Annotated in this window: 23 protein-coding genes; 14 read left to right on the top strand and 9 right to left on the bottom strand. The window is 75.1% G+C overall.

The window, feature by feature from the left end; all coding sequences use genetic code 11:
- From F9B16_RS51165 to F9B16_RS25145, 3 genes are all read left to right on the top strand, one after another.
- Positions 1 to 973: hypothetical protein (locus F9B16_RS51165; RefSeq protein ID WP_192808980.1), on the top strand; the 973-nt coding region annotated here is incomplete at its 5' end.
- A gap of 13 nt (positions 974 to 986) precedes the next feature.
- Complete coding sequence (locus F9B16_RS25150) at positions 987 to 1,796, top strand: hypothetical protein (protein ID WP_151542584.1); 810 nt, start codon at positions 987 to 989, stop codon at positions 1,794 to 1,796.
- Positions 1,793 to 3,271, top strand: coding sequence for an NADH-quinone oxidoreductase subunit NuoF family protein (locus F9B16_RS25145; protein WP_151542583.1), 1,479 nt, complete (start codon positions 1,793 to 1,795; stop codon positions 3,269 to 3,271). The genes F9B16_RS25150 and F9B16_RS25145 overlap by 4 nt, the downstream gene beginning before the upstream one ends.
- Positions 3,272 to 3,305: 34 nt before the next feature.
- Here the strand turns inward: F9B16_RS25145 and F9B16_RS25140 are convergent, their stop codons facing one another.
- The 3 genes from F9B16_RS25140 to F9B16_RS25130 all read right to left on the bottom strand — a co-directional run bounded on the left by F9B16_RS25140 (position 3,306) and on the right by F9B16_RS25130 (position 5,339).
- A complete protein-coding gene (locus F9B16_RS25140) occupies positions 3,306 to 3,647 on the bottom strand; it encodes a hypothetical protein (protein ID WP_151542582.1) in 342 nt (113 codons plus the stop codon).
- A 123-nt stretch (positions 3,648 to 3,770) separates the two neighbouring features.
- Positions 3,771 to 4,238 carry a hypothetical protein gene (locus tag F9B16_RS25135; protein ID WP_151542581.1) on the bottom strand — a complete coding sequence of 156 codons (468 nt, stop codon included), beginning with the start codon at positions 4,236 to 4,238 and terminating at the stop codon, positions 3,771 to 3,773.
- Between the two features lie 126 nt (positions 4,239 to 4,364).
- Positions 4,365 to 5,339, bottom strand: a complete 975-nt coding sequence (locus F9B16_RS25130; RefSeq protein WP_151542580.1) for a GlxA family transcriptional regulator — start codon at positions 5,337 to 5,339, stop codon at positions 4,365 to 4,367.
- A 119-nt stretch (positions 5,340 to 5,458) separates the two neighbouring features.
- On the opposite strand from F9B16_RS25130, the gene F9B16_RS25125 reads away from it, so the two are divergent.
- Entirely contained in the window at positions 5,459 to 6,361 is a 903-nt protein-coding gene (locus F9B16_RS25125; protein WP_225991925.1) for a helix-turn-helix domain-containing protein, read from the top strand.
- Positions 6,362 to 6,379: 18 nt separating this feature from the next.
- Here the strand turns inward: F9B16_RS25125 and F9B16_RS25120 are convergent, their stop codons facing one another.
- The gene (locus F9B16_RS25120) at positions 6,380 to 7,486 is read right to left on the bottom strand and encodes a diaminopropionate ammonia-lyase (RefSeq protein WP_151542579.1); all 1,107 of its coding nucleotides are present in this window, start codon (positions 7,484 to 7,486) and stop codon (positions 6,380 to 6,382) included.
- Positions 7,487 to 7,573: 87 nt separating this feature from the next.
- Here F9B16_RS25120 and F9B16_RS25115 point away from each other — a divergent pair, with 87 nt between their 5' ends.
- The 3 genes from F9B16_RS25115 (at position 7,574) to F9B16_RS51160 (ending at position 9,205) form a co-directional block, all read left to right on the top strand.
- On the top strand, positions 7,574 to 8,473 hold the full coding sequence (locus F9B16_RS25115) for a LysR family transcriptional regulator (protein WP_151542578.1): 900 nt from the start codon (positions 7,574 to 7,576) through the stop codon (positions 8,471 to 8,473).
- Between the two features lie 244 nt (positions 8,474 to 8,717).
- The gene (locus tag F9B16_RS25110) at positions 8,718 to 8,990 is read left to right on the top strand and encodes a hypothetical protein (RefSeq protein ID WP_225991924.1); all 273 of its coding nucleotides are present in this window, start codon (positions 8,718 to 8,720) and stop codon (positions 8,988 to 8,990) included.
- 53 nt (positions 8,991 to 9,043) lie between these two features.
- Positions 9,044 to 9,205 carry a hypothetical protein gene (locus F9B16_RS51160; protein WP_192808979.1) on the top strand — a complete coding sequence of 54 codons (162 nt, stop codon included), beginning with the start codon at positions 9,044 to 9,046 and terminating at the stop codon, positions 9,203 to 9,205.
- On the opposite strand, the gene F9B16_RS25105 is transcribed toward F9B16_RS51160, so the two are convergent.
- A complete protein-coding gene (locus F9B16_RS25105; RefSeq protein WP_151542577.1) occupies positions 9,198 to 10,163 on the bottom strand; it encodes a helix-turn-helix domain-containing protein in 966 nt (321 codons plus the stop codon). The genes F9B16_RS51160 and F9B16_RS25105 overlap by 8 nt on opposite strands.
- 106 nt (positions 10,164 to 10,269) lie before the next feature.
- On the opposite strand from F9B16_RS25105, the gene F9B16_RS25100 reads away from it, so the two are divergent.
- Positions 10,270 to 11,304, top strand: a complete 1,035-nt coding sequence (locus F9B16_RS25100) for a saccharopine dehydrogenase NADP-binding domain-containing protein (RefSeq protein WP_151542576.1) — start codon at positions 10,270 to 10,272, stop codon at positions 11,302 to 11,304.
- A 4-nt stretch (positions 11,305 to 11,308) separates the two neighbouring features.
- Here F9B16_RS25100 and F9B16_RS51155 read toward each other — a convergent pair whose 3' ends face one another.
- Positions 11,309 to 11,458, bottom strand: a complete 150-nt coding sequence (locus F9B16_RS51155) for a hypothetical protein (protein WP_192808978.1) — start codon at positions 11,456 to 11,458, stop codon at positions 11,309 to 11,311.
- Between the two features lie 125 nt (positions 11,459 to 11,583).
- Here F9B16_RS51155 and F9B16_RS25095 point away from each other — a divergent pair, with 125 nt between their 5' ends.
- The 4 genes from F9B16_RS25095 to F9B16_RS25080 all read left to right on the top strand — a co-directional run bounded on the left by F9B16_RS25095 (position 11,584) and on the right by F9B16_RS25080 (position 16,403).
- Entirely contained in the window at positions 11,584 to 12,345 is a 762-nt protein-coding gene (locus F9B16_RS25095) for a MerR family transcriptional regulator (protein WP_225991923.1), read from the top strand.
- A gap of 70 nt (positions 12,346 to 12,415) precedes the next feature.
- Entirely contained in the window at positions 12,416 to 13,339 is a 924-nt protein-coding gene (locus tag F9B16_RS25090; RefSeq protein WP_151542574.1) for a serine hydrolase, read from the top strand.
- Between the two features lie 19 nt (positions 13,340 to 13,358).
- Positions 13,359 to 15,125 (top strand): S9 family peptidase, encoded by a 1,767-nt coding sequence (locus tag F9B16_RS25085; protein ID WP_151542573.1) that lies wholly within the window; start codon positions 13,359 to 13,361, stop codon positions 15,123 to 15,125.
- Between the two features lie 204 nt (positions 15,126 to 15,329).
- Positions 15,330 to 16,403: a hypothetical protein gene (locus F9B16_RS25080; RefSeq protein ID WP_151542572.1), complete on the top strand. Its 1,074-nt coding sequence runs from the start codon at positions 15,330 to 15,332 to the stop codon at positions 16,401 to 16,403.
- On the opposite strand, the gene F9B16_RS25075 is transcribed toward F9B16_RS25080, so the two are convergent.
- Positions 16,400 to 17,068, bottom strand: coding sequence for a TetR/AcrR family transcriptional regulator (locus F9B16_RS25075; protein ID WP_151542571.1), 669 nt, complete (start codon positions 17,066 to 17,068; stop codon positions 16,400 to 16,402). The two genes, F9B16_RS25080 and F9B16_RS25075, sit on opposite strands and share 4 nt — an antisense overlap.
- 93 nt (positions 17,069 to 17,161) lie before the next feature.
- Here F9B16_RS25075 and F9B16_RS25070 point away from each other — a divergent pair, with 93 nt between their 5' ends.
- Positions 17,162 to 17,590 (top strand): nuclear transport factor 2 family protein, encoded by a 429-nt coding sequence (locus F9B16_RS25070; protein WP_151542570.1) that lies wholly within the window; start codon positions 17,162 to 17,164, stop codon positions 17,588 to 17,590.
- On the opposite strand, the gene F9B16_RS25065 is transcribed toward F9B16_RS25070, so the two are convergent.
- Positions 17,580 to 18,680 (bottom strand): aspartate-semialdehyde dehydrogenase, encoded by a 1,101-nt coding sequence (locus F9B16_RS25065; RefSeq protein WP_225991922.1) that lies wholly within the window; start codon positions 18,678 to 18,680, stop codon positions 17,580 to 17,582. The two genes, F9B16_RS25070 and F9B16_RS25065, sit on opposite strands and share 11 nt — an antisense overlap.
- A 245-nt stretch (positions 18,681 to 18,925) precedes the next feature.
- Positions 18,926 to 20,200 carry an aspartate kinase gene (locus F9B16_RS25060; protein ID WP_151542569.1) on the bottom strand — a complete coding sequence of 425 codons (1,275 nt, stop codon included), beginning with the start codon at positions 20,198 to 20,200 and terminating at the stop codon, positions 18,926 to 18,928.
- 193 nt (positions 20,201 to 20,393) lie between these two features.
- On the opposite strand from F9B16_RS25060, the gene F9B16_RS25055 reads away from it, so the two are divergent.
- Entirely contained in the window at positions 20,394 to 21,209 is an 816-nt protein-coding gene (locus F9B16_RS25055) for an alpha/beta fold hydrolase (protein ID WP_151542568.1), read from the top strand.
- Positions 21,210 to 21,223: the final 14 nt, after the last annotated feature.

Here is a 21,223-nt window from a genome sequence, read left to right as displayed (position 1 = left end):
GTCCGAGCGGACCCGCCCGGCGCGTGCCTCGCGGGGCTCCAAGCCCGCGACCACCACCGCGAAGACGGCGCCGCTGGTCCGGACGGTGCGCACCGCCGTGCTCCGCCAGCGCTCGACGATCGCGCGCCGCGAGTTCGGCGGGCGCGCGCCGGCGGCGCCGACCGTGCTGCTGTCCCGGGCGGACGCCGCGAAGGGCTGGGCGTTCGGCTCGTCGGTGATCGCGCCGCCCGCCGGGGTGGCGGCGCCGCCGGACGCGTCGCTGTTCATCGCCCGGCACGTCAAGACCGGCTGGCAGGTGTCGGTGACCGGCGCGCCGACCTTCGCGGCGTTCGCGAAGAGCGCCCCGTCCGACGTCGTGCCGGACGGCGAACGCGCGCTCCTCGCCCGCTACGGGAAGGCCGCCGTGAGCGGGGCGGCCACCGGGCTGGAGCTGCCCTGGGGCGTCGGCAAGTCGTGGACGATGCGTCCCGCCGGCGACCCGAGGGCGATCGCGTTCGCGGGTGGGGACGGCCGGGTCCTCGCGCCCGGGCCCGGCCGTCTCTACCGGCTGTGCAGCCGGACGTCCGGGCACGCGATGCTGCTGCTGATCCACCCGAACGGGCTCGCGTCGACGTTCTCCCGGCTGACCGCGCCGACCGCGGCCCGCGACGGCGCCGCGGTCCGGACGGGCGCCTACCTCGGGACGACCGGGCGCGGCCTGCCGTGCTCGACCGGACAGGCCACCGGACCCGCGTCCGTGGTGTTCGGCGTCCTGTCCGGCGGGCGGCCGGCCGCGCTCAACGGGTTACAGGTCGGCGGCTGGACGCTCCAGGTCGCGGCGTCCGGACGGGCCGTCGCGGCGACGCGGGCCGGCGTCCGCGTCCAGGAGGGCGACCCGCTGCTCAACCTCGGCTCCGGCGCCGTCCCCCTGCCGGCGCCGTCGCCGACGGCCACCGCGTCGCCCTCCGCGTCCCCGTCGGCGACGGCGCCATGACGGGGAGGCGCGCGTGAACACGGCCTCGTCGCCGCCCGTCCGGGTCCCGGCGGGCCGCCGCGCCCTCAAGATCACGCTGATGGCGGCGGGCCTCGCCGCCGCCGCGCTCGTCGGCCGCACGGCGGGCGCCGCGCGCATGCTCACCGCCGCGCACGCGTTCCTGGAGTTCTTCTCCGGCGTGTTCACGCTGGTCGGGCTGACCGGCGCGGTCGTGTTCGGGCTGCTCGCGGCGAGCCGCTTCACGCCGATCCGGCTGCGGATCCTCGCGCAGTCCGGGCACCGCGCCGCCGCCACGCTCTCGCTCAGCTTCCTCGCCGTCCACATCGTGCTGAAGGTGCTGGAGAAGCACGCCGCCGCGCTCGACGCGGTGCTCCCCGCCGCCGGGTTCCAGGGCCACGGGCTGATGGTGAGCCTCGGCCCGGTCGCGGGCGACCTGATGATCCTCGCCGCGCTCACCGGCGTCGCCCGCGGCCGGTTCATCGGCGCCGGACGCGCCTGGACGTGGCGGCTGCTGCACCTCGCCGTGTACGCGTGCTGGCCCGTCGCGCTCGTCCACGGCCTCCAGGCCGGGCGCGCCGCCAAGAGCTGGGTGATCTACAGCTACCTGCTGTGCGCGGCGGCGGTCGTCCTGCTGGTGCTGGTGCGGCTGGCGATCGCGTCCCGGCACCGCCGCACGAGGGGGCCGCGGCCGGTCCGTCCCGCCGCCGCGCCGCGTCCCCCGGCCCGGCGGCCCGCGCCCGCCGCCGAGGCCCGCGTCCCCGACGAGCAGTTCTGGGCGGACCTCAAGGACGAGGCGCGCCGCTGGTCGAGGAGCCGCCCGTGAGCAGGGGATTCCGCCTCACCACCATCGGGCCGCCGCGCTTGTTCGCCGGCCTCGACCGCACGTCCCGGCTCGACGCGGCGGCGCACCGGCTCGTCCACCCCGTCCCGCGCGGGCTGCCGCTCCGCGAGCTCGCCGCGCTCGCCGAGGCCGCCGACCTGCGCGGACGCGGCGGCGCCGCGTTCCCGTTCGCGCGCAAGCTCGCCGCCGTACACCGGTCCGCGCAGCGCACCGGACGCGACAGCGTCGTCCTCGTCAACGCCACCGAAGGCGAGCCCGCCAGCTCCAAGGACAAGGCGCTCCTCGCGCACGTGCCGCACCTCGTGCTGAACGGCGCCGTCCTCGCCGTGAAGGCGCTCGGCGCGCGGGAGCTCGTCATCGGTGTCACCGACGACGGCCTCGCCGCGCGGTCGCTGCGGCTCGCGATCGCCGAGACCCGGCTCCGCGACCGCGCCCGCGTCGTCCGGCTCCCCGAGCGGTTCATCACCGGGGAGGGCGGCGCGCTCGTCCGGGGCGTCAACGGCGAGACGCCGATCCCGCCCGGCCAGAAGGTCCGCGCCGCCGACAGCGGCGTCGACCGGCTCCCCACCCTGCTGTCCAACGCGGAGACGTTCGCGCAGCTCGCCGTGCTCGCCGAGCTCGGCGCCGACCGGTACCGCGCCGCCGGCACGCCCCGCGAACCCGGAACCGTCCTGCTCACCGTCACCCTCCCCGACGGCGGGCACATGGTCGTCGAGACCCCCGCCGGCGTGCCGCTCGCCGACGTCCTGCGGCACTGCGGCACCGACGCCGGGCAGGGCGTCATCGTCGGCGGCTACCACGGCGCGTGCCTCACCCCCGCGCAGGCCGCGCAGGTCAGGGTGTCGCGCGAGTCGATGGCGGCGGCGGGCGGCGCGCTCGGCGCCGGGATCGTCATCCCGCTGCCCCGTGACACCTGCCCGCTCGGCGAGATCGCCCGCGTCGCCGGGTACATGGGCGCCGAGTCCGCCGGGCAGTGCGGCCCCTGCCGGCTCGGCCTGCCCGCGATCGCCCGGTCCGTCGCCGCGCTCGCCGCCGGGACCGCCGGGGACGAGGCCGTCGCCGCCGTCCGCCGCGGCAGCGCCACCGTCCGCGGCCGCGGCGCCTGCAAGCACCCCGACGGGACGACCCGGTTCCTGCTGTCCGCGCTGCGCGCCTTCGACCAGGACGTCGCCGCGCACCTCGACCGTGGCGGCTGCGGCCGGCCGACCCGCCGCTTCCTGCCCGTGCACGGCGAGGAGCCGGAGGAGGCCGAGCGGTCCCCGCACCGGCTCGCGATCGACTGGTCCCGCTGCGCCGGGCACGGCCTCTGCCGCCACCTGCTGCCCGACCTCGTCCGGCTCGACGAGTTCGGCTACCCCGTCATCACCGACGGCGCCGTCCCCGCGCGGCTGCTGCGCGACGCCGTCCAGGCCGCCGAGATGTGCCCCGCCCTCGCCCTGTCCGTCCGGAGCGCCTGACCCGGGGGTGCGGACTCAACCGGGCGCCGACCGGTCAGGCGAGCCAGCCGGGCGCCGCGCGGACGGCGAACAGGTCGCCCACCAGGAGCGCGGCGAACGCGAGGGCGCACCACGCGTACTTCTTGAGGGTCGGCTTCTCGATGAACAGGATCGTCGCGGTGATCGCCCCGCCGGCGGCGGCCAGCAGCAGGAAGGCCAGCGCCAGGCCCGGCGCTCCGGCGCAGGGCTCGTCGTCGCAGCCGTCCGGTCCGATCAGCGCGCCGAGAGCGGCCCAGGCGTTCGCCACCGTGACGGGCGCCGTCACCAGGCCGACGGCGGCGGTGACGCCCAGCGGCCAATACCAGCGGTGCTTCGGCACCGGTGGCCCCGATCCCATGTCGCGTTCCCCTTCACGACGCGGTCCCGCAATGCCGGGCTTTCACGCGTGTTCGATAGCGGAAACGGCCGCCCGGTTCGGACGGAAATCGAAATGGCCTTTCGCGGTCGTGCGCGGGGGCCGTCAGTTCGCCGAGTAGCGGTGGCCGCGCGCCACGAGCGGATAGAGACGGGACCGGTTGCGGGGGCGGGCGGCCCGGTGGTGGCCGTCCACCGCGGCCTCGACGATCTGGTCCTCCGCGCTGAACGCGCTCTCCATGACCGCGATGAACTCGGTGTTCGGCGGGTGGACGCGCGCGGCGGCGTTGGCGGTGCGGCGGATGAGCACGCGGGCGCCGCTGCGCAGCGCCGACTCCAGGTGCCGGACGTCCTGGCCCGCGCGGGCCTCGTGGGCGCCGAGGCGGCGGAAGTGGTCGAGCGCGGCGCCGCGGTCCTGCGCGCCGGTGTAGACGGTCACGGCGTCCCGGACGAGCGTGAGGATCATCGCGGCGCTCAGCCCGGTGTAGGCGGGGACGCGGCCGGCGATCTCGCCGACGATCTCGGCGGTGATCTCGTCCAGCCGCTCGGCGAGCAGTTCGGTCACGGGGTTCATGGCGGCGTCCCTCATGCTCCGTCGTCGCGTCGATCCGTCCCGCGCGTCCGCGGTGGGAACATGTTACTCACGCGTAGGCCGGATGTACCGCCCTAAAACGGAGATCTCCCGTTACCTCGCCGCGGATCAGTGCGCGCGGGCGTGCGCGTGCCCGGCGCGGAAGGTGTGCCGGTAGGCGGACGGCGGCACGCCGATCGAGGCGACCAAGTGCTGGCGCAGCGACGCCGACGTGCCGAAGCCCGCCCGCTCGGCGACGAGGTCGACGGGCAGGTCGGTGGTCTCCAGCAGGCGGCGGGCCAGGTCGACGCGCTGCCGGGCCAGCCACTGCCCCGGCGTCATCCCGACCTCGTCGCGGAACCGGCGGGAGAACGTGCGGACGCTCATCCGCGCGTGCCGCGCCATCTCGGCGAGCGGGATCGGCCGGTGCAGCTCGCCGAGCGCCCACGCGCGGGTCGCGGACGTGGCGGCGGCATCCGGTTCGGGGACGGGACGCTCGATGAACTGGGCCTGCCCGCCCTCGCGCCACGGCGGCACGACGCAGCGGCGGGCCACCTGGTTGGCGATCTCGCTGCCGTGGTCGCGGCGAACGATGTGCATGCACAGGTCGATCCCGGCGGCGACGCCGGCGGAGGTGAGCACGTCGCCGTCGTCCACGAACAGGACGTCGGCGTTCACGTCGACCGTGGGGAACAGCCGCTTGAAGCGCTCGGCCTCGGCCCAGTGCGTGGCGGCGGGCCGGCCGTCGAGGAGGCCGGCGGCGGCGAGCAGGTAGGACGCGGTGCAGATCGACACGATGCGGGTGCCGGGGCGGAGCCGGGCCAGGGCGTCGGCGACCGGTGCCGGGCATTCCGCCTCCACGGCGGGGCCGCAGCCGAAGGGCGGGACGACGAGCGTGCCGGCGGTCCCGACGATCTCGCAGCCGTGCTCGACGGCGATCGCGAAGTCGGCGCTGGTGCGCACCGGACGGCCGTCGATCCCGCAGGTCAGCACCTCGTAGAGGGGTTCGCCGGCGGGGCCGGTGGCCGAGCCGAAGATCCGCACCGGGATGCTCAGCTCGAACGGGTACACGCCGTCGAGGGCGAGGACGACGACACGGTGCATGGCCGGAGTCTTTCACGCGCCGCGATGTGGCCACAATGAGACTCTCTGTTCTACTGCACGTGCATATGCACTTGCCGCTACTATCCCGCCAGCAGCATCCCCACCCCCGAGGAGCGGCGTTGAGCGCAGGGCAGGAACCGCGGTCGGCGGGGCCCGGGAACGGGGCCGTGCGGGGTCCCGCCGCGCGGCGCATGCTCGTCGGCGCCCGGCTGCGCGGCCTGCGCGAACGCAGCGGGCTGAGCCGCGACGAGGCCGGCTACGCGATCCGCGGCAGCGCGTCCAAGATCAGCCGGATCGAGCTCGGCCGCACCTCGTTCGCCCGCCGCGACGTCGCCGACCTGCTCACCCTCTACGGGCTGCCCGCCGGCGCCGAGCGCGAGGAGCTGCTCCGCCTCGCGCAGGAGGCCAACGAGCGCGCCTGGTGGCACCGGTACGGGGAGCTGATCCCGGCCTGGACGCACCGGTTCCTCGACCTGGAGGAGACCGCCCACGAGGTCCGCGCCTACGAGCCGTGCCAGATCCCGGAGCTGCTGCAGACCGAGGAGTACACGCGCGCCTGCCTGGCGATCCGGGACGGGATCCGGGAGGGCGACCGGCGCATCGAGATCGACGAGCGGGCCGCCGTCCGCCGGCTGCGCCGCCGGCGGTTCGCCGACGGCCCCGGCCGGACGCTCGCCGCCGTCATCGACGAGGCGGCGCTGCGCCGCTACGTGGGCGGGCCCGAGCTGATCCGCGGCCAGCTCGGGCACCTGGCCGCGCTCGCCGACACCGGCCGCGTCGAGCTGCGGATCATCCCGGTCCGCGGGCGGCCGCTGCCGCTCGCGCACGGCTTCACGATCCTCGGCTTCGCGGGACGGGCGCTCCCCGACGTCGTCTACGTCGAGTACCTCACCACCGCGCTCTACCTGGACAAGCCCGCCGACGTCGCCGCGTACGCCGCGGCGTGGGACCGGCTGTCGGCCGCCGCGCTGCCCCCGGACGCGGGCCGCGACCTCCTCGCCGGCCTGCTCAAGCTGCTGTGAAGACCGACCGGCACGAGGTCAGGCGGGCGGCGGGTTCGCGGCCGCGCCCTCGGTGCTCAGCAGGACGACGGTGTCCGCGGGCCCGAGGCCGAGGCCGGGCAGCGCGGCCCGCACCCCCGCCAACGCCGCGGCACCGCACGGACCTGCGGAAACGCCCAGCGCGGCCAGCTCGCGCGCGGCGCCGGCGACGTCCGCGTCCGCGACGCTGACGGCGGCGTCCACGCCCGCCCGCAGGTACGGCCAGGCCACCGAGGACGGCGTGGCGCAGTTCAGGCCCGCCATGGCCGTCGCGCCCGTCTGCACCGTGACGAGACGGTCGCCGGCCAGGCTCGCCAGCACGCACGGCGCCGCGTCCGGCTCCACGGCCAGCAACTTCGGCGCGGACACCCCGGACCGGTAATGCACCACCGCCGCCTGCGCCAGCGACCCCACCCCCACCGGGACCGCCACGACACCGGGCGACCCGGCGCCCGCCGCGCGCAACTGCGCGTCGATCTCGGTGAAGAGCGTCGAGTAGCCCTCCACGATCCACCGGGGCACCCGCTCGTAGCCGGGCCAGGCCGTGTCCTGGACGAGCAACGCCGACGCGTCTCCCCCGGCCGACTCCGCGGCCCTGCGCACCGCCTCGTCGTAGGGCGCGTCCACGCGGACGACCCGGGCGCCCTCGTCCTCGATCGCGGCGAGCGCGGCGGGGTGGACGCCGTCCGGGACGAACACGTCCGCCCGCGTCCCGAGCATCCGGGCCATCGCGGCGACGGCGCGCCCGTGGTTGCCGTCCGTCGCGGTGACCAGCCGGAACGCCCCGGCGCGGGACCGCAGCGCGCCGATCGGGTCTGAACCCGGGACCGGCACGCCGAGGCGGTCGCACAGCGCGCGGCAGACGCCCCACGACGCGCCGAGGATCTTGAACGCGGGCAGGCCGAGGCGCGCCGACTCGTCCTTCACGAACACCCGCCCGGCGCCGAGGCCGGCGGCCAGCGCGGGCATCTCGACCAGCGGCGTCGGCGCGTATCCGGGCAGCGCGGCGTGGAAGGCGGCGACGTCGCGGGGCGCGGGCGGGCACCTCCATTCCCGGGCGGCGGGACGGGAGAACCACGAAGTCAGAGCGGGAGAGGCGGGAGGCATGCGGCCACGCTTCCGCATCCCCGATCCATCGGTCCAGCGCATGTTTCCGAGCAATAATCATCAATGGAACCGACGAATGAGGGGGCCATGCTCGATCTGCACCGGCTGCGGCTCCTGCGCGAGCTCAAGCACCGGGGAACGCTCGCCGCCGTCGCCGAGGCGCTCTCCTACAGCCCGTCGTCGATCTCGCAGCAGCTGTCCGTCCTGGAGCGGGAGGCCGGGGTGCGGCTGCTGGAACCGGTGGGGCGGCGCGTCCGGCTGACCGCGCAGGCCGAGATCCTCGTCGCGCACACCGAGGCCGTGCTGGAGCGCCTCGAACGCGCCGAGGCCGACCTCGCCGCGTCCCTGCGCGACATCACCGGCGTCCTGCGCGTCGCCGCGTTCCAGACCGCCGCGCTCGCGCTGGTGCCGGACGCGCTCAGCGCGCTCCGCGACGCCCATCCCGGCCTCCGCGTCGAGGTCACGCAGCGGGAGCCGGAGAGCGCGCTGCCCGCGCTGCTCGCCCGCGACTTCGACGTGGTCGTCACCGAGGAGTACCCGGGCGAGCCGCACCCCCGGCCGTCCGGCGTCGAGTACGAGGAACTGGGCGAGGACGAGATCCGCCTCGCCCTGCCCGGCACCGTCCCGCCGGACGCCGCGCTCGCCGACCTCACGGACCTGCCCTGGGTCATGGAGCCCGCCGGGACCGCCGCCCGCGCCTGGGCCACCCGGCTGTGCCGCGACGCCGGGTTCGAACCCGACGTCCGGTTCGAGTCCAGCGACCTGCTGCTGCACCTGCGGCTCGTCGAGCGCGGCCACGCCGCCGCCCTGCTGCCCGGCCTCGTCTGGACGGGCCGCCCGCCGACGGTCGCGATGGCGCGGCTGCCCGCCGGGCGGCGCGTCCGGCGGCTGTTCACCGCCACCCGCCGCGGCGGCGGCGCGCACCCCGCCGTACGGGCCTTCAGGGACGCCCTCGCCGGGGGTACGGGATTTGCGGGCGCCGACTAGCCTGGATCGTGTGATTAACGCGCCGGGCTGGGAAAGGCTCCTGGTACGCGGAGCGCCGCACGCCACGCCGGCGCGATGAGACCTCCAAACCCCGACCTCCGGGACGCCGTCGCCTACGGGTGTTCTGGGGGTGACCCGCACCTTCGAATGGGTGTTATCCCCGATGGCGATGATTCCGCCGCTCAGGCAGAGTCATAGTCGGCAGCTAGGGGGACGAGGCCCCCTCGTAGGAAGAAGGCACACGATGTCGAAGACGCCGCCCAATCCCTCGATGACCGCCACCGACCTCGCCGAGATCCTCTTCAGCTCCGGCCTGCAGGCCTCCGACAATCCCACGCCCGAGCAGGTCCGCACCGCCGTGGACGCCCTGTCGCGCACCTGCGCCGGCGACCCGTCGGCCTGCGCCGCCCGCGTCGCCCAGGAGGCCGGCGACCACCCCGACACGTTCGCGGTCCGGATGCGGTGGGCGCTCGACACCGTCCAGGACGCCTACGGCGACCTCACGACCGCGGCCTGACCGCCACGCCCGGCACCGGGCGGGGACCGCACCGACAGCAGGGAGGGACCGCCATGCGCCCCACCGCGCAGCGCACCCGCTTCGCCGACAGGCGCGAGGACATCGTCCCGCGCACGCTCCGCGACCTGATCGCCGCCGACGCCGCGCAGCGCCTCGACGAGGACGGCCGCCGGCGCCGCAAACGCCGGATCATGACCGCCCGCCGCGTCACCTAGCTCCCGCCGCCGGGGGGTCGGCGGCGCGGGAGCGGAAGGTGCGGCGGTAGGTGTCCGGGGGGACGCCGACCGTGCGGTTGAAGTGCCGGCGCAGCGTCGTGGCGGTGCCCATGCCGGTGGCCGCCGCGATCGCGTCGACGCCGTCGCCGGTGGTCTCCAGCAGTTCCTGGGCGAGGCGGATCCGCTGGGCCAGCAGCCATTGCAGCGGGGTGGTGCCGGTCAGCGCCCGGAAGTGGCGGCCGAGATTGCGGGGGCTCATCCGCGCCCGGCGGGCCAGGTCCGCGACGGTCAGCGGACGGTCCAGCCGCTCGATCGCCCAGGGGAGTAGATCGGCGAGCGGGTGGTCGCCCGGCGCGGGGACGGGGGCGGTGACGAACTGGGCCTGGCCGCCGTCCCGGTGCGGCGGGACGACGAGGCGGCGGGCGACCGTGTTCGCGACCGCGGAGCCTCGGTCGAGCCGGACGAGATGCAGGCACAGGTCCATGGCGGCGGCCTTGCCGGCGGACGTGAGCACGCTGCCGTTGTCCACGTAGAGGACGTCCGGGTCCACCTCCACGCGCGGGTAGCGGTCGGCCAGGGTGCGGGTGTGCGCCCAGTGGGTGGTCGCGCGCCGCCCGTCCAGGAGGCCCGCTTCGGCCAGCACGAACGCGCCCGTGCAGAGGGACGCCACGCGCGCGCCCGCCGCGTGGGCCGCGCGCACCGCGCCGACCAGGGCGGCGGGCGGATCGACGTCGACGTCCCAGCCCGGGACGATCACGATGTCCGCGTGCGGCAGCCGGTCCAGGCCGTGATCGGGCTCCAGCCGGAACCGGCCGGCCCGCACGGCGCCCTCGCCGCAGATGTCGAGGCCGTACCAGGGGCCGGGCACGCTCGGCGGTTTGGAGCCGAAGACCTCGAACGCCAGGGACAGCTCGAAGTGCAGCATCCCCTCGGCGACGGCCAGCGCGACGGTGGTCATGGCCGGAATTGTACGAGTAATGGCGTTACGGACGCTCACGCCCCGGCGCCCGCGCTCGCGAGGATGTCCACGACGGATCGCAGCAGATCAACGAGGTGGGCGAACGATGAACGAGGTCGCGGTGTTCGGGGCGTACGGGCACACCGGACGGTTCGTGGTGGACGAGCTGAAGGAGCGCGGGTTCGTCCCGGTCCTGTCCGGCCGTGACGCCGCCAAGCTGGCGGCCCTGGCCGCCGCGTCCGGGCTGGAGGCGCGTCCCGCCTCGGTCGACGACCCCGCCTCGCTCGACCGCGCGCTCGCCGGCGCGGCCGCCGTGGTCAACTGCGCGGGGCCGTTCGCCGCGACGGCGGCGCCGGTCATCGAGGCGGCCCTGCGCGCCGGCATCCCGTACGTGGACGTCGCGGCCGAGATCGAGGCGAACGCCGACACGTTCGCGCACTTCGCGGACCGCGCCGCCGGGACGGCGATCGTCCCGGCCATGGCGTTCTTCGGCGGCCTCGGCGACCTGCTCGCCACCGCCGCGCTGGACGGCCGGACGGAGGCCGACGAAGTGCATGTCGCCTACGGCCTGAGCGGCTGGCACCCCACGAACGGGACGCGCGCCGCGGGCGCGGTCTCGCGCCGCCGCCGCGACGGCCGCCGCGTCCGCTACACGGGCGGGCGCCTGGAGTACCGCGACGACGAGCCGCCGACCCTCGACTGGCCCTTCCCCGAGCCGATGGGCCCCCGGACCGTCATCGGGGAGTTCGCCATGGCCGACGTCGTCACCGTCCCCAGCCACCTGTCCGTCCCCGAGGTCCGCACCTACATGACGGTCGAGGCGGCCCGGGACATCGCGGACCCGGACACCCCGGCGCCGGCCCCCGCCGACGATAGCGGGCGGTCCGCGCAGACCTTCCTCGTCGACGTCGTCGTGCGCGCCGGCGGCACCGAACGGCGCGCCGTGGCGACCGGCCGCGACATCTACGCCGTCACCGCGCCGCTCGCCGTCGAGGCGGTCCACCGCCTTCTCACCGGGCGGACCAGGGCGACCGGCGTCGCGTCCGCCGGCGAGATCTTCGACGCCGCCGGCTTCCTCCGCGCCCTGTCTCCGCACATCACCCTCGAGTCCCCGCACATCACCGTCGACCTGCCCGCGTAGCGCGCTAGCGGTGCTTCACCTTCACCTTGGTCTTGTGCGTCGTGTGGTGGTGCACGACGGTGGTGTGGTGGTGATGGCCGCCGCCGCAGGCGGTCAGGCCCAGCCCGGCCAGCAGGACGGTCGCCGCCAGCACGGCGGGACGGGTCTTCGACATGGGACGCCTTTCGCTCCGGGGTTCGACGGCACATGAGACGCGGGCGGCGCCGTGTCCGTTCCGTCCGGAACGCGCTCCGGACGGTCCGGAGCCGGTCGCGTGTCGTAGCGAACTATGCTTCTCCCGTGACCGAACAGCCGGCGGACGACCAGGGCGCCCCCTCCGCGGACGCGGGCCGCGAGTACCGGATCGGCGAGCTCGCGCGCGCGGCCGGCGTCCCCGTCCGGACCCTGCGCTACTACCAGGAACGCAAGCTGCTCCCGCCGCCCCGGCGGGCGGGCCGCATCGGCCTGTACTCCGAGGACCACCTCGCCCGCCTCCGCATGATCGGCAACCTGCTGGAGCGCGGCCACACCCTCGAGGGCATCCGCGAGCTGCTGTCGGCGTGGGAGCAGGGCCGCGACATCGGCACCGTGCTCGGCGTCGAGAAGGTGGCCACCGCGCCGTGGTCCAACGAGGTCCCGGTCACGATGACGCTGGACGAGCTCGCCGCGCTGTTCCCCGGCGAGGTCGGCCCGGAGTCCGTCGAGCGGGCGGTGTCGTCCGGGGTGATCGAGGTGGACGGCGACCGCGTCACCCACTGGAGCCGCCGCCAGCTGGAGGCGACCGTCACGCTGGTGCGCGCCGGGGTGCCGCTCGCGGAGGTGCTGTCGGCGGGGCAGCAGCTGCAGCGCAGCATGGACGAGCTGGCCGCGATGTTCGTCCGGCTGATCGCCGACCACGTCGTCGGCGACTTCGAGGAGCAGGACCTCGGCGACCTCACCGAGACCCTCGCGCGGCTGCGGCCCGGCGCGCAGGTCACCGTGGAGGCCGGGTTCGCGCGCGCGATGGACCGGCAGGTCCGCGCCGCGATCGACCAGCTGCTGGGCCGCCTCACCACGCCTTAGTCACAGCCTGTCACCGTCTCGTCGCGTGTCGCGACCGGGCGGCCGCCTTCTTGATCACTAGCGTGGGCGGGTGCCCGAACTCCTCGCGCGGACCCTGGCGGCGGGCGCCGCCGCCACCGCGATCGCCGCCGGTTCCGTGCCGGCCGCCGCCGTCCCCGCCCGCGCGCAGGACGGCCCGGTCTGCGCTTCGGCCCGGCACCCGGTGCTCGCCGGACGGCTCGGCCGCCGCATCACCGCCGCGCTGCGGGGGCGCACCGGCACCGAGTCCGTCGCGGTCTACGACCGGAAGCGCGGCGTCCGCTGCGGCGTCCGCGCCGGACGGCACTACGACTCGGCGAGCGTCGTCAAGGCGACGATCCTCGCCGCGCTGCTGCGCGAGGCCGCCGGCGCGCACCGCCCGCTCACCGCGTCCGAGGACGCCCTCGCCACCAAGATGATCACGGAGTCGGACAACCGCGCCGCGTCCGCGCTGTGGAGGTCCGTCGGCCGCGCCCGCCTGACCCGCTTCCTGAGGCAGGCGGGGATGGCGCACACCACCCTCGACCCGGACGGGCACTGGGGCCTCACCCAGATCACCGCAGCCGACCAGATCACCCTCCTGCGGCGCCTCACCGAACCCAACGCGCTGCTCACCGGCAAGGCCCGCGCGTACGAGCTGGGCCTCATGCACCAGGTCATCCCGTCGCAGCGGTGGGGCACCACCGCCGGGACGCCCGCCGGGATCACCTGGCACGTCAAGAACGGCTGGCTCCCCCGGCACGGCAAGGAGTGGCGCGTGCACAGCGTCGGCGCGTTCACCGGCCACGGCGAGGACTACCTGATCGCCGTCCTCACCCAGGGCGCCCCGGCCATGGCGTACGGCGTCGAGACCATCGAGCGCGTCGCCCGCGCCGTACACGGCGACCTCGCCCCCGGCACCCGCGTCCCGCTCCTCGGCGGCCTCCCGGGAGGCGCGCCGGAGACCTCCGACGGCTCCGTCCCGCCCGATGCGTGATCGCGGCGATACTGGGGGAATGGTCGACGACGAACGCTGGAAGGCGCGGTTCCGCGCCGCCCGCATCAGCCTCCCCCGCTGGGCGCGCGACGCCCCGGACCGCAGCATCTACCGCTCCAACGCCACCGGCACCTGGGAGATCTACGCCTGGGACCGCGGCACCGGCGAGCAGCGGCAGATGACCGACCGGCCCAACGGCACGTGGATCGGCACCGTCGACCCCACCGGCGAGTGGGTGTGGTGGTTCGCCGACACCGACGGCGACGAGTTCGGCGTCTGGCGGCGCGTCCCGTTCGGCGGCGGCGAGGACGCCCCCGCCGTCCCCGGGCTGGAGCCGTCCTACCCGGCCGGGCTGTCCCTCGGCGCGAGCGGGCTCGCGGTCGTCGGGCGCACCGGCGAGGACGGCAACACCGTCCACCTGTGCCGCCCCGGCGCGGCGCCCGAGGTGCTGTACCACCACGCCGAGGACGCGCACGTCGCCGCGCTGTCGCGGGACGAGTCGCTCGTCGCGATCGGGCACAGCGAGCACGGCGACAGCCGCCACATGGCGCTGCGGGTCGTCCGCCCGGACGGCTCCGCCGTCGCCGACCTGTGGGACGGCCCCGGCAAGGGCGTCTACGGCATGGGCTTCGCCCCCGTCGAGGGCGACGCCCGGCTCCTGGTCGGGCACGAGCGCCGCGGCCGCGACGAGATCCTCATCTGGGACCCGGTCGCCGGCACCGAGCGGGAGATCGTCCTCGACCTGCCCGGCGAGATCGGCGCCGGCTGGTACCCGGACGGGTCCGCGCTGCTGATCTCCCACAACCACGAGGCGCGCGACGAGCTGTACCGCTACGACCTCGGCGACGGGTCCCTGACCCGCGTCGAGACGCCGCGCGGCGTGATCGGCGGCGCCGACGTCCGGCCCGACGGGACCGTGGAGTTCTCCTGGTCGTCGGCCGCCGAGCCGCCGGTGATCCGGTCGACGTCCGGTGCGGTCGTGCTCACCCCGCCCGGGCCCGCCGCGCCGCCGTCCGTCCCGGTCGAGGACGCCTGGGTCGACGGCCCCGGCGGGTGCATCCACGCGCTGGTCAGCAGGCCGGAGGGCGGCGAGGGGCCGTTCCCGGCGGTGTTCGACGTCCACGGTGGGCCGACCGCGCAGGACGACGACTCGTTCGCCCCCGCCGCCGCCGCGTGGGTCGACCACGGGTTCGCCGTCGTCCGCGTCAACTACCGCGGCTCCACCGGCTACGGCTCGCAGTGGCGCGACGCGATCGAGGGACGGGTCGGGCTCACCGAGCTGGAGGACGTCAAGGCCGTCCGGGACTGGGCCGTCGCCACCGGCCTCGCCGACCCGGACCGGCTCGTGCTGACCGGCGGGTCATGGGGCGGGTTCCTCACCCTGCTCGGCATCGGCACGCAGCCGGACGACTGGAGCGTCGGTGTCGCGTCGGTGCCTGTGGCCGACTACGTCGCCGCCTACGAGGACGAGATGGAGGGGCTCCAGGCCTTCGACCGGTCGCTGTTCGGCGGGTCGCCCGACGAGGTCCCGGACCGATACCGCGAGTCGTCGCCGATCACCTACATAGAGAAGGTGAAGGCGCCGGTGCTGATCCTCGCGGGCGAGAACGACCCGCGCTGCCCGATCCGGCAGATCGACAACTACCTCGCGCGCCTCGCCGAGCTGGGCCTGCCGCACGAGACGTACCGGTACGACGCGGGCCACGGCTCCCTCGTCGTCGAGGAACGCATCACGCAAATGTCGGCCGAAATGGACTTTGCCCGCAAACATCTGGGTATGTCGTAACTCAGTCGCGGGGACGGGCGTCGCCCCGCCCGCCCCCGCGTTTACAAGATCCACCACCCGGGCATTCCTCCGATCGGCCGCCACTGAGCGCCGCCGACAAGAGAGGGCCGGTCACCGACCGGCGGCCCCCCGGGCGCCGCCGCCCCGTGCGGCGGCGCGCTCACCGCCGCTCTCCGCGCGGAGAGCCGAACCGGGGGGATCACCATGAACCGGCCGCCTGCCGTCCGCACGCCCGCGCCCTGCCTGCGCCCGCGCCCGCGCCGAAAACCGGCGTGTACCGCGCTGACCACGCTTCTCGCGACGGCCGCCGCGCTCGTCGCCACCGCCCAGGTCGCCCCGGCGGACGCCACCACCGCCCCGCCGCCCGGCCCGTCCCCCGTCGCGGCGCCTCCACCACCGGATCCGCTAGCGGCCGGAGCACCGGCCCGTCCGCCGGACGGCGCCGCGCCCGCCCTGTCACCGACCGCCGGCGGCGCACCGCCGGTCACGATGGCCTCCGCCGAGGGCACGGCGGCCGCCACGTCGCATCCGCCGCTCGCGCCCGGGTTCCCGCCCGTCGCGCACTCGCCGGGTGGAGCGCAGGCCGCCGCGCAGCCCCGCGACCCGTCCCCCGCCGGATCGCCCGCCGCGCAACAGGCGAGCCCCCAGGCTCCGGACCCGGGCCCCGCACCGTCCAGCCCGCTGCCGGGCACGCTCGCCGGGCTCGCACCTTCCGCTGCCGCCACCGGAGTGGGCGGCGTCCTGCCTCCGGAGAATTCCCCGTCACCCGCGACCCCGCCCGCCGCGCCGGACGAAGCGACGGTGCCGGACGAAGCGATGGCACCGGACGCGGCGGCGGGCGCGGTCTCGGGCGTCCTCACGGCCGCGCTCCCCGACCTCCCGGACTCGGTGCGGCTGCACCACGAGGACGCGGCGGGATTCCTGCGCGCGAACGGGATCCGGTGGCGGTCGACCGGGCACTGCTCCGACCGCGCGCGCCCGTCCTGCACGTCCTTCGACGGCCTGCGCTGGGGCACGATCAAGGGGCTGCTGGACTTCCGGGCGGAGAGCGGCTGCCCGATCACGATCACCGGCGGGACGGAGCGCGGCCACGCCGGCGGCCCCCGCGGCCACGCCGCCGGGTACAAGCTCGACATCGCGCCGACCCGCTGCGTCGACGCGGCGATCAGGCGCTACCCGTACCAGGGGGTGCGGGGCGACGGCGCGCGGCTGTACCGGTCACCGGACGGCACGCTGTTCGCCCGCGAGCGCGACCACTGGGACGTCGCCTTCGGCTAGGCGCGGACCTCGCGGATGATGCCGACGAGCTCCCGGGTGACGGACTTGAAGCCGGGCAGCCGCGACATCGACACCATCCGGTTCACGAGCGGGACGGTCCGCTCGACGAGCAGGTACGTCTTGCGGCAGCCGGGGGAGCTGTCGTGAACCCAGTACAGGACGATGCCCATCGAGTAGATCCACAGCAGCTCGGGCAGCTCCTTGCGGAACTCCTTGTCGATCTTGAGGTCCGAGCCCTCGACGACCTCCCGGTAGATCGCGACCGCGGAGTCGCGGGCGGGGCCGGACTCGGCGCTGAACGGGTTGAGCGGGCTGGTGGGCTCGGCGGCGAACTTGAAGAACTTCCCGGCGAACTCGTGGTAGGGGACCATCGTGTCGACGCGGGCCTTCAGGACGCCGAGGAGGCGGGGCGCGAACTCGGTCTCGGCGTCGAGGACGGCGCGGCACGCGGCGAGGTGCTCGTCCTGCAGCTCGTCGTAGTACGCCTGGATCAGTTCTTCCTTGGACCCGTAGTAGTAGTAGGCGTTGCCGACCGAGACCCCGGCCTCCTTGGCGATCGCGCGCATCGTCGTCGCCTCGTAGCCGCGCTCGCGGAACAGCCGCAGCGCGGTCTGGACGATCAGGGCCCGGGTCTGCTCGGACTTCACCGCCTTCGTCTCGGTCACGCATGCCACCCTACGGCCCCGATCGGACGTCCCGCAGTCGCCGCGATCCCCGCCCGGCCGCAACCGGCGCGGCCCCGCCGGTGTTCCCCCGCCATGACCGACGCATGGGACGCGCTGGAGCGCTTCTACGCCGCCGAGGCGGACTACCTGGCCGCGGGCGGCCCCGGCAAGGCCGACTTCTCCGGGATGGCGGCCCACCTGGCACCGGATGTCGTGATGCACCAGGCCGCGAGCCTGCCCTACGGCGGGACGTGGCGCGGGCACGACGGGATGGAGCGGTTCATGGCCGCGATGAGCGAGGCGTGGACGGGCCTGGCGTTCCTGGAGCAGCACCGCGCCGTCGACGGCGCGCGGGTCGCGGTCCTCAACCGCTGCGCCTTCCGGGCCCGCGCGACCGGCCGCGAGCTGGAGACGTCCGTCCTGCAGTGGATCACGGTGCGGGACGGGCTCGTCCGCGAGTTCCGGCCGTTCTACCTGGACACGGCCGCCGTGCTCGACGCGCTGGGGGCCGCTACGGGGTGAGGTCGGCGGCGACGAGCTCGGCGATCTGGGCGGTGTTGAGCGCGGCGCCCTTGCGCAGGTTGTCGCCGCACAGGAACAGGTCGAGGGCGCGCGGGTCGTCGAGGGAGCGGCGGACCCGCCCCGCCCACGTCGGGTCGGTGCCGACGGCGTCGGACGGGGTGGGGAACTCCAGCATCTCGGGGTTGTCGCACAGCACGACGCCGGGCGAGCGGGCCAGCACGTCCTGCGCCTCGCGCTGGTCGACGCGCTCGCCGAAGACGGCGTGGACGGCGACGGAGTGCGCGGTGACGACCGGGACCCGCACGCAGGTCGCGCTGACCTTCAGCTCCGGCAGGCCGAGGACCTTGCGGCACTCGTCCCGGATGCTCAGCTCCTCCGAGCCCCAGCCGTCCTCGCCGGGGTCGCCCGTCCACGGGACGACGTTGAGCGCGAGCGGCGCCGGGAACGGGCCGAGGTCGCCGACGACGCCGCGGACGTCGCCGGCGCGGTGGCCGAGCGCCCGGTCGCCGCCGACCTTCTCCAGCTGCGCGTACAGGGTGTCGGCGCCCTCGCGGCCCGCGCCGGACGCGGCCTGGTACGACGCGACGACCAGCTCCCGCAGCCCGTACCGCTCGTGCAGCGCGCCGAGCGCCACGATCATCGACAGGGTGGTGCAGCCGGGGCCCGCGAGGACGCCGCGCGGGCGGTCCCGGACCAGGCCCGGGTTCACCTCGGGGACGATCAGCGGGACGTCCGGCGCCGTGCGGAACGCCGGGGACCCGTCCACGGCGACGGCGCCGCGCGCCACGGCGGCCGGTGCCCATTCGGCGGCGACGGCGGCGGGCACCGCGAACATCGCGATGTCGGCGCCGTCGAACACCTCGGGGGCGAGCGCGGCGACCTCGGTGTCCTCGCCGCGCACCCGGAGCGTGCGGCCCGCCGACCGGGGCGAGGCCGCGAGCCGGATCTCCCCGTACGCGTCCCGGCGGGTGGACAGCAGGTCCAGCATCACGGCGCCGACGGCGCCGGTCGCGCCGACCACGGCCAGGGTGGGCGCCCGCCGCCCGTCGCGTCCGGCCCTCGGCCCGGCGGTCGAGCCCATGGTCGCCATCACCCCTCGTCGGTCGGGTCCGTCCGCTGCGCGCGCCCCCGCACTAGTGAACTTCCGCGGGCTGCGGCCGGTTCCCGGAAGAGCGTGCCATGGCGCGGCGCCCGCATTTGCGCCACACGCCCCATATCGGCGCCGCGCGCCATGACGGCGGCACGGGCCGGACGGCGGCACGTCCCGGAAACGCGGCGCGGGCCGCACGGGAAGGTCGTCCCGTGCGGCCCGCGGCCGGGCGTCGAAGGGCGGCGTCAGCGGCCGGTGCCGCCGTAGACGACCGCCTCGACCTGGTCGACGTCGAGGTCGAACGCGTGGTGCGCGGCGGCGACCGCGGTGTCCACGTCGTCCTGGGCGACCACGACGGAGATCCGGATCTCCGAGGTGGAGATCATCTCGATGTTCACCCCGGCGTCGGCGATCGCGGCGAAGAACGTCGCGGTGACGCCCGGGTGCGAGCGCATCCCGGCGCCGATCAGCGACACCTTGCCGATCCGGTCGTCGTAGCGCAGCGACTCGAACCCGATCCGCTCCTTCAGCTTGTTCAGCGCGGTCAGCGCGGACTGCCCGTCGCTGGCCGGCAGCGTGAAGGAGATGTCGGTGCGGCCGGTGGACGCCGCCGACACGTTCTGCACGATCATGTCGATGTTGATCTCGGCCTCGGACAGCACCGTGAAGATCGTCGCGGCCTCACCGACCTTGTCGGGCACCCCGACCACGGTGATCTTGGCCTCGCTCCGGTCGTGCGCGACCCCGGAGATGATCGCCTGCTCCATGTCCTGTCCTTCGATCTCGCTGCTGTCGACGACCCACGTCCCCTCCTTCTGGGAGAACGAGGACCGCACGTGGATCGGGATGTTGTACCGGCGCGCGTACTCCACGCAGCGCAGATGCAGGATCTTCGCGCCGGTCGCCGCCATCTCCAGCATCTCCTCGTAGGAGATCTTCGGGATCTTGCGGGCCTGCGGGACGATGCGCGGGTCGGCGGTGAAGACCCCGTCGACGTCGGAGTAGATCTCGCAGACGTCGGCGTCCAGCGCCGCGGCCAGCGCGACCGCCGTGGTGTCGGAACCGCCGCGGCCGAGCGTGGTGATGTCCTTGGTGCCCTGCGAGACGCCCTGGAAACCGGCGACGATGCAGACCGCGTTCTCGTCGAGCGCGCTGCGGATCCGGCCCGGCGTCACGTCGATGATCTTGGCTTTGCCGTGCGTGCCGTCGGTGATGACCCCCGCCTGGGAGCCGGTGAACGAGCGGGCCTCGTGGCCCAGGTTCGCGATGGCCATGGCCAGCAGGGCCATCGACATCCGCTCGCCCGCGGTGAGCAGCATGTCCAGCTCGCGGGCCGGCGGGAGGGGGCTGACCTGCTTGGCCATGTCGATGAGATCATCCGTCGTGTCGCCCATGGCGGAGACCACGACGACGACGTCGTTCCCCGCCTTCTTCGTCGCGATGATGCGCTGGGCGACCCGCTTGACGCACTCGGCGTCGGCGACGGAGGAGCCACCGTACTTCTGCACGACAAGAGCCACGGGTGGGCGCTCCTCGGATCGGGGTCAGGCGTACTGACCGAAGAGTCTACCGAGGCCGCGCCGGTGGATTACGAGCAGGTAACTGCGCACGCCCCTCGCGGCCACATGTAACCGGGGGCATTACCTCCGACGTCATCGACCGGCGCGGCCCCCGGCCGCCATGATCGTCTCGACGCCGAGCCAAGGAGCCGAGATGTTCTTCGAGACCCACGACGGGACCCGCCTCTCCTACGAGGAGTACGGGGAGGGCCGCCCGGTCGTCTTCGTCAACAGCGCCATGCTCAACACCGGGATGTGGGAGTACCAGATCCCGTTCTTCGCCGAGCGCGGCTACCGGTGCCTGACCTTCGACCGGCGCGGGCACGGCCGGTCGGACCGCCCGTCGGGCGGGTACGACATCGACTCGCTCGCCGACGACCTCGCCGCGTTCCTGGAGCACCTCGACCTGCGCGACGTCATCCTGGTCGGGCACTCGACGGGCGGCACCGAGATCGCCCGCTACCTCGCCCGGCACGGCGAGGACCGCGTCCAGCGGGTCGCGTTCGTCTCCGCGATCCTGCCGTACCTGCGGCTGACCGGCGACAACCCGGAGGGGATCCCGCAGGAGCTGTTCGACGGGATGATCGCGATGATCCGCGCGGACCGCCCCAAGTGGCTCGCCATGCAGTCGCAGCTGTTCTTCGCCACCCAGCTCGGCAACGACGTCCACCCGGCCACCATCGACTGGATGATCCGGATGTGCCTGGACGCCACGCACTGGGCCGTCCTGGAGGTGCAGAAGACGATCTACCACGCCGACAACCGCGAGGCGCTGCGGAACATCACCGTGCCGGCCCTGGTGATCCACGGCGACGCCGACTTCTCCGCGCCCGTGGAGATCACCGGCCGCCGCACCGCCGCGCTGGTGCCCGGCGCCGTCTACAAGGAGTACCCCGCCGCCGGGCACGGCCTGTTCGTCAGCCACAAGGACCGGCTGAACGACGACCTGCTCGAGTTCTTCAAGTCCTGACCTCCACCGGCCCG

Source organism: Actinomadura montaniterrae (assembly GCF_008923365.1).
In the GTDB taxonomy this organism is placed as follows: domain Bacteria; phylum Actinomycetota; class Actinomycetes; order Streptosporangiales; family Streptosporangiaceae; genus Spirillospora; species Spirillospora montaniterrae.
This window is presented reverse-complemented; position numbering and strand designations above follow the sequence as displayed.

Excerpts from the sequence above, each read along its gene's own strand:
- F9B16_RS25140 (WP_151542582.1), bottom strand. The coding sequence starts at position 3,647 with ATGGGATCGGGGCCACCGGTGCCGAAGCACCGCTGGTATTGGCCGCTG.
- F9B16_RS25135 (WP_151542581.1), bottom strand. The coding sequence starts at position 4,238 with ATGAACCCCGTGACCGAACTGCTCGCCGAGCGGCTGGACGAGATCACC.
- F9B16_RS25130 (WP_151542580.1), bottom strand. The coding sequence starts at position 5,339 with ATGCACCGTGTCGTCGTCCTCGCCCTCGACGGCGTGTACCCGTTCGAG.
- F9B16_RS25120 (WP_151542579.1), bottom strand. The coding sequence starts at position 7,486 with ATGCCTCCCGCCTCTCCCGCTCTGACTTCGTGGTTCTCCCGTCCCGCC.
- F9B16_RS25115 (WP_151542578.1), top strand. The coding sequence starts at position 7,574 with ATGCTCGATCTGCACCGGCTGCGGCTCCTGCGCGAGCTCAAGCACCGG.
- F9B16_RS25110 (WP_225991924.1), top strand. The coding sequence starts at position 8,718 with ATGTCGAAGACGCCGCCCAATCCCTCGATGACCGCCACCGACCTCGCC.
- F9B16_RS51160 (WP_192808979.1), top strand. The coding sequence starts at position 9,044 with ATGCGCCCCACCGCGCAGCGCACCCGCTTCGCCGACAGGCGCGAGGAC.
- F9B16_RS25105 (WP_151542577.1), bottom strand. The coding sequence starts at position 10,163 with ATGACCACCGTCGCGCTGGCCGTCGCCGAGGGGATGCTGCACTTCGAG.
- F9B16_RS25100 (WP_151542576.1), top strand. The coding sequence starts at position 10,270 with ATGAACGAGGTCGCGGTGTTCGGGGCGTACGGGCACACCGGACGGTTC.
- F9B16_RS51155 (WP_192808978.1), bottom strand. The coding sequence starts at position 11,458 with ATGTCGAAGACCCGTCCCGCCGTGCTGGCGGCGACCGTCCTGCTGGCC.
- F9B16_RS25085 (WP_151542573.1), top strand. The coding sequence starts at position 13,359 with ATGGTCGACGACGAACGCTGGAAGGCGCGGTTCCGCGCCGCCCGCATC.
- F9B16_RS25080 (WP_151542572.1), top strand. The coding sequence starts at position 15,330 with ATGAACCGGCCGCCTGCCGTCCGCACGCCCGCGCCCTGCCTGCGCCCG.
- F9B16_RS25070 (WP_151542570.1), top strand. The coding sequence starts at position 17,162 with ATGACCGACGCATGGGACGCGCTGGAGCGCTTCTACGCCGCCGAGGCG.
- F9B16_RS25065 (WP_225991922.1), bottom strand. The coding sequence starts at position 18,680 with ATGGCGACCATGGGCTCGACCGCCGGGCCGAGGGCCGGACGCGACGGG.
- F9B16_RS25055 (WP_151542568.1), top strand. The coding sequence starts at position 20,394 with ATGTTCTTCGAGACCCACGACGGGACCCGCCTCTCCTACGAGGAGTAC.